Raw genomic sequence first — 4,955 nt, forward strand, 5'->3', positions numbered from 1 at the left:
GCCAGCTCTCCGGCGGCCAGCAGCAGCGCGTGGGCGTCGCCCGGGCGCTGGCCGCCGACCCGCCCGTGATGCTCATGGACGAGCCGTTCGGGGCCACCGACCCGATCACCCGCGAGCACCTTCAGAACGAGTTCGTCAAGCTGCAGAAACAGCTGCGCAAGACCATCATCTTCGTCACTCACGACTTCGAAGAGGCCATCAAGCTGGGTGATCGCATCGCCGTGTTGCGAGAAGGGTCGCACATCGCCCAGTACGACACGCCCGCGGCGATCCTGAGCGATCCCGCCGACGACTATGTCGCGGGCTTCATCGGCCAGGATGCCACGCTCAAGCGGCTCGCGCTGCTGCGCGTGGCGGACGTGCCGGTCACGAGCTCGCTGCCGGACAGCCTTCTGCCGCAGATCACCGTGGACGCGAGCCTGCGAGAGGCACTGGACCTCATGCTGGCGCACGGCACCGATCGCTGCAGCTCACCCTCAGGCGTGCTCACCTACGCCACGCTATGCGCGGCCGTAGGCAGCCGGCCCGAGGAGGCGGTCTCCAGTGACCGCTGAAACGCTGGCCGCCGGCCCGGCCCGGGCCGTGGCGCGTACTGCCGGCGGCCTTCGCCACGTCATCACGCCCGCCGCCATCTGCGTCGCGCTGGCCGCGCTGTACGTCTGGATCGGAACGCTGGAGCTCGACTCCATCGAGCAGCGCAGCCTCAACCGGTCGGTGATCCTGACCAAGGCCGTCGAGCACCTGGAGATGACGCTCGCCGCCACGGCCCTCGTCGTGGTCATCGCGATCCCGCTCGGCGTGGTGGCCTCCCGGGCCAGGAACCGGTTCATCGCGCCGGCCATCCTCACCGTGGGCAACCTGGGCCAGGCGGTCCCCTGCATCGGCCTGCTCGTGCTGTGCACGTTCCTGATGGGCGTGGGCTTCCAGACCGCGCTGGTCGGCCTCGTCGCGTACGCCGTGCTCCCGGTGCTGCGCAACACGATGGTCGGTGTGCAGCAGGTCGATCCGGCCCTCATCCAGGCCGCCCGTGGCATGGGCATGACCAAGGGCCAGGTCCTGCGCCGAGTGGAGCTCAAGCTCGCCGTGCCCGCGATCCTGGCCGGGCTGCGTACCGCGCTCGTGCTGACCGTCGGCGTCGCCACCCTGGGCGCGTTCGTCGCCGCCGGCGGCTTCGGCGAACTCATCATCAACGGGCTCAAGCTGAACCGCATGCCCGTGACCATCGTCGGCGGTGTGCTGACCGCGTGCATCGCCTTCTTCATCGACTGGCTGGGCGGCCTCGCAGAGAAACTGCTCAAGCCGCGCGGCATGTGACCTTCCCCATCCGACAGTTCCCGATCACATATCAAGAGGTGTCCCTGTAATGCTCTCCCGCCCCCTTCGACAGACGTTCACCCTGCTCGCCGCAGCGGCGTTGACCGTGACGACCGTGAGCGCGTGCGGCTCCGCCGACGCCGTCGAAGCCTCCAGCGCGGGTAACGAACTGGCCGGCGCCAAGTTCGTCATCGGTTCCAAGGACTTCACCGAGAACATCGTGCTCGGCAACATCGCCGTACAGCTGCTCAAGGCGCATGGAGCCGAGGTCGTCGACAAGACCAACCTCGGCGGCACCGTACCGAACCGCAAGGCCCTGGAGTCGGGCGAGATCGACCTGTACTGGGAGTACTCCGGCACCGGCTGGATCGAGCATCTCAAGAACACCACACCTATCCAAGACTCGGCCAAGCAGTTCAAGGCCACCGCCGAGGCGGACCTGCAGAAGAACAAGATCCACTGGATCGGGCCCACTCCCCTGAACAACACCTACGCGCTGGCCATCCGCTCCGAGAAGGCCAAGGAGCTGGGTGTCAAGACGCTCTCGGACGTGGCCGAGCTGGCCAGAACCAAGCCCCAAGAGGTCACGGTCTGCATCGAGACCGAGTTCTCCACTCGTGACGACGGGCTGTCCGGCCTCTCCAAGACGTACGGCATGACCATCCCGAAGGACCGCGTCAGCCTGCTCGACACCGGCGTCGTCTACACCGAGACGGACAAGGGCCAGACGTGCAACTTCGGTGAGGTGTTCACCACAGACGGCCGCATCGCCGCGCTCGGCCTCACCGTCCTGGAGGACGACAAGAAGTTCTTCCCGATCTACAACGCGGCCGTGACATTGCGCCAGGAGACGTACGACAAGTACCCGGCGCTTGAGAAGGTGCTCCAGCCCGTGATCGCCAAGCTGGACGACGCCACCATGCAGCGGCTCAACGCCCGCATCGACGTCGACGGTGAGGAGCCGACCAAGGTCTCCGCCGACTGGCTGGGCAAGGAAGGCTTCCTTGGCGCCGACAAGAGCTGACGGCCGCGAACGTCGCGGGTAGCCGGCTTCCGCACCGGCGCCGAGGCTGCCGTCCTCCCTCTGGGCGCCAGGAGGAGGACGGCAGCCTGGTCAGGGCTTGAAGCCGAACATGTACGTGTTCGGTGTCCCGTGGGATCGGCGTTTCAGTTCAGCACTCTGCGCAGGGCGACGTGTGGCAGGTCGGCGGCCTCGCCGGTGGTGCGTACGGTCACCTTGACCTGAACCACTCCGCGGGAAACCGACTCATAATCTGTGCCTGCAGGTTCATCGAAGTCAGGGGCTGGAGCAGCCGATCCCGGCGGGCGCGGTGGCGCCGTTGCCGCCGGCGACGTATCCGAACGTCGTGGTGCCGCCGGCCGCGAGGACGGTGCCCGGGCCGACGGCGAACATGGGCGTCAACAACCCGGTGGGTGAGGCTGATCATGAAGTGTGCTCGTTCCGGGTGGGGAGTGGATCACGGGCCAGGACGAGTTTGGTGGTCTTGGCGGCGTAGGCGGCCGGGGCGTCGTCCCAGTCGGCGGTCAGGGTGGTGACGTGTTCGGCGGGGAAGCCGGTGCGGTGGACGAAGTCGAGCAAGGTGGGGAGGTTCGCGCGGGCGTGAGAGACGCCGACTCGGAGGGTGGCGGGCCGTCGCGGTCGAGGAGCCTCCCGCCGACGGCACCCCCGAAGCGATCAACGCTGCCGCCGACGTGTTCAGCACCTGGGAGCGGATGCTCGCCGCGTCGCTGCGCGACCACGGCGCCGACCAGGCCCAAGCCTCCCAGCTGGCGACCCTGATCGTGGCGTCGGTGGAGGGCACGGTCGCGATGTGCCGCGCCCGACGTGACATCCGCCCCCTCGACGACGTCACCGCCCAGCTCGAAGCCCTGGTTCAGCACGCCATCGGCGGCCAGGCCGGCGCGCCCGCAAGCGGCCCCGCGCACTTTGGAAGACGACGAGGAGTTCGGGGACGAGCCGTACCACGGGCGTGGCGGGCCGACCCCGATCTTCCGCATGCCGCGGGACCAATGGGGCGGCGCGGACTCCGCCCTGTGCGCCGCGGCGCTCGCCGCCGGGCCCCCTGGGCTCCCGATGTGAACGCGCCGCACGCGAGCGGGGTCTCGCCGTACCCGATCAACTCCCGCGCCGGGCGCAGGGTCACGGTCAACGACGGCTACCTCGAACCGGCCCGGTCCCTGCCCGGCCTCACCGTACGCGGCCAGGCCCTGGTGGACCGGGTCGTCTTCTCCGGTGACCGCGCCGTCGGCGTCCAGGTCATCGTGGACGGGAGGGCGACGACCGAGTACGCCGACGAGATCGTGCTCAGCGCGGGCGTCATCCACTCCCCGGCGATCCTGATGCGATCGGGGGTCGGCCCGGCGGACCACCTGCGCCGGTTGGGGATCACGGTGCGGCAGGACCTCCCGGTCGGCCTCGGCATGCAGGACCACCCGATGGTCGTCGTCGAGCTGCCGCTGACCGCGGACGCCGCCATCAAGACGGCCGACGACCGCCACACCAACGTCTGCGTCCGCTTCACCAGCGGTCCCGATGGCCTGCCCCACGACATGATGTTCGTCTCGCTGAACCAGAACGTGCTGTCCATGGAGGCCGCCGACACGCGGTTCCCGGCGGGCGGCTTCGGCGTGTGGCTGAACCAGAACCACTCGCGCGGCGTGCTGACGCTGACGTCCGCCGACCCGCAGGCCCAGCCCGAGGTGCGGGAGCGGATGTTGTCGGACGCCCGCGACCTGGAGCGGCTGCGCCAGGGGGTGCGTGCCCTGGCCGAGATGGCGCGCGGCCCCGAGGTCGCCCCGATCGTCGAAGGCTCCGTCGAGACCCGCAACAGCCGCCTGTTCGCGGTGCTGGACGACGACGCCGAGCTCGACGACCACCTGCTGGCCACCGCGGTGGACGCCCAGCACGGCACCAGCACCTGCCGTATGGGAGCGCCCGGCGACGCCTCCACGGTGGTCGACCCGTCCTGCCGGATCCTCGGGGTCGACGGTCTGCGCGTGGTCGACGCGTCGATCTTCCCGTCCGTCCCCCTGGCCAACACCAACCTGGCGACGATCATGGTCGGCGAGCTCATGGCCGACCGCCTCTAAGGAGCACCATCCCTGTGAAGACCCTGCAGAACCTGATCGGCGGCACGTGGGAGGACTCCCGTGGCGACGCGTTCCATGAGGTGATCAATCCGGCGACCGAGGAGGTCGTCGCCCGCTGCCCCAGCGCCTCGGCGGAGGACGTCCACCGGGCCGTGGACGCGGCCGTCCGCGCGCAGCCGGCCTGGGCCGCGCTGCCGGTCGCCGAACGCGTGGAACGGCTGTCCCGATGGGCGGACACGATGGCCGATCACGCCGGCGAACTGGCCGAGATCGAATGCCGCGAGATGGGCAAGCCCGTCGCCCTCGGCCGGACCTTCATCGCCGGCGCGGCGCAGGCGTTCAGGACGGCGGCGGCCGAGGCTCTGGACTACGCGTTCGAGGAGACCATCGCCGGTCCGGACGGGAGCGGCACCACGATCCTGCGCAGGCCGCCCGGCGTCACGGCGGTCATCGTGCCGTGAACTTCCCCCTTCTTCGCCGAGGACACCGCGGTCGCCTATCCCGCGGCCGACTTCGAGGCCGAGGCACGG

General features: G+C 69.7%; 6 protein-coding genes. 5 read left to right on the top strand and 1 reads right to left on the bottom strand.

Going from position 1 to position 4,955, the window contains the following annotated elements; genetic code table 11:
* The 3 genes from AB0J09_RS56045 to AB0J09_RS56055 all read left to right on the top strand — a co-directional run.
* Positions 1 to 554 (top strand): ATP-binding cassette domain-containing protein (locus AB0J09_RS56045; RefSeq protein ID WP_360710652.1); only part of this gene is annotated, 554 nt, incomplete at its 5' end.
* Positions 544 to 1,314 (top strand): ABC transporter permease, encoded by a 771-nt coding sequence (locus AB0J09_RS56050; RefSeq protein WP_360710655.1) that lies wholly within the window; start codon positions 544 to 546, stop codon positions 1,312 to 1,314. The genes AB0J09_RS56045 and AB0J09_RS56050, both read left to right, overlap by 11 nt.
* A gap of 49 nt (positions 1,315 to 1,363) precedes the next feature.
* Complete coding sequence (locus tag AB0J09_RS56055) at positions 1,364 to 2,338, top strand: glycine betaine ABC transporter substrate-binding protein (RefSeq protein WP_360710658.1); 975 nt, start codon at positions 1,364 to 1,366, stop codon at positions 2,336 to 2,338.
* 420 nt (positions 2,339 to 2,758) lie between these two features.
* Here the strand turns inward: AB0J09_RS56055 and AB0J09_RS56060 are convergent, their stop codons facing one another.
* Positions 2,759 to 2,914 carry a hypothetical protein gene (locus AB0J09_RS56060; RefSeq protein WP_360710661.1) on the bottom strand — a complete coding sequence of 52 codons (156 nt, stop codon included), beginning with the start codon at positions 2,912 to 2,914 and terminating at the stop codon, positions 2,759 to 2,761.
* Positions 2,915 to 3,027: 113 nt separating this feature from the next.
* On the opposite strand from AB0J09_RS56060, the gene AB0J09_RS56065 reads away from it, so the two are divergent.
* Entirely contained in the window at positions 3,028 to 4,425 is a 1,398-nt protein-coding gene (locus AB0J09_RS56065) for a GMC oxidoreductase (protein ID WP_360710663.1), read from the top strand.
* Positions 4,426 to 4,439: 14 nt separating this feature from the next.
* Positions 4,440 to 4,886, top strand: coding sequence for an aldehyde dehydrogenase family protein (locus tag AB0J09_RS56070; RefSeq protein WP_360710665.1), 447 nt, complete (start codon positions 4,440 to 4,442; stop codon positions 4,884 to 4,886).
* The last annotated feature ends 69 nt before the right edge of the window (positions 4,887 to 4,955 follow it).

The sequence above is a fragment of the Nonomuraea sp. NPDC049784 genome (assembly GCF_040659615.1).
In the GTDB taxonomy this organism is placed as follows: domain Bacteria; phylum Actinomycetota; class Actinomycetes; order Streptosporangiales; family Streptosporangiaceae; genus Nonomuraea.